Raw genomic sequence first — 718 nt, forward strand, 5'->3', positions numbered from 1 at the left:
TGTGCTGACCCTGGTGCAGACCGTGACCGATGCCGACGGCGATAGCGCCAGCGCGTCTGTGGACTTGGGCGCCAACGGCGTGTTCCGCTTCGAGGATGATGGCCCCAGCGTGACCATCAACGCGGTGGCGGACAGTGGCATCACCCTGACCACCCAGGATGCGCAGACCATCGGGTCGGCCAGTGACACGGCGACCGGCAGTTTTGCAGCGGCGTTCCTGGCGGCGGCGGTGCCGAGCTATGGCGCGGACGGTCCGGGCACCACCACGGTGAGTGGCTACAGCCTGAGCGTGACCGACAGCAACAGCGGGCTGACCAGCAATGGGCTGGCGATCACCCTGACCAAGGTGGGCAGCGACATCGTTGGCTCGACCACGGCCGGGGAGGTGTTCCGTATCAGCGTGGCGAGCAATGGCACGGTGACGCTGACGCAGTCGGCGGAGCTGGACCATCTGCCGGAGGATGTGGACAACAGCAACGACAACAACCTCATCAGCCTGGCCAATGGCAAGGTGCTGCTGAGTGCGACGGTGACGGTGGTGGATGGGGACAACGACACCGCGACCGGGACGGTGAGTGCGGACCTTGGCGGCAACATCCGCTTCGAGGACGACGTGCCGAGCGTGACCATCAACGCGGTGGCGGACAGTGGCATCACCCTGACCACCCAGGATGCGCAGACCATCGGGTCGGCCAGTGACACGGCGACCGGCAGTTTT

General features: G+C 66.0%; 1 protein-coding gene. It reads left to right on the forward strand.

Annotation, left to right across the window (positions count from 1 at the left end; all coding sequences use genetic code 11):
- Window positions 1-718: DUF5801 repeats-in-toxin domain-containing protein (locus AACQ43_RS22130; protein WP_248281038.1), on the forward strand; the 718-nt coding region annotated here is incomplete at both ends.

Source organism: Aeromonas sp. DNRA1 (assembly GCF_963888745.1).
In the GTDB taxonomy this organism is placed as follows: Bacteria; Pseudomonadota; Gammaproteobacteria; order Enterobacterales; family Aeromonadaceae; genus Aeromonas; species Aeromonas hydrophila.